A 209-nucleotide genomic window follows, 5' to 3' on the forward strand; every position below is an offset into this window, starting at 1 on the left:
CCCCCGCCGCGGGGCGGCGGGCCGGGCACCGCGGGCGACCCCGGGCGGTGCCCCGCGACCGGAGAGCGGCCCGACGACGACCATCGAGTCGGCGTAGTCGTACGGCAGGGTCGCCGAGGCGCCCGCGCCACAGGCGACCTTGCTGCAGATCCGTACGGCCATACCGGAGACGACCCTACCGGCCGTGTCCCGGGGACCCTGCCCGGGGT

General features: G+C 78.5%; 1 protein-coding gene. It reads right to left on the minus strand.

From position 1 onward, the window contains the following. A partial coding sequence (locus tag QCD68_RS17420; protein WP_301223919.1) for a DUF3499 family protein occupies window positions 1-162 on the minus strand: 162 nt, incomplete at its 3' end. Between the last annotated feature and the right edge of the window lie 47 nt (window positions 163-209).

The organism is Curtobacterium sp. PsM8 (assembly GCF_030433875.1).
Lineage (GTDB): Bacteria > Actinomycetota > Actinomycetes > Actinomycetales > Microbacteriaceae > Curtobacterium.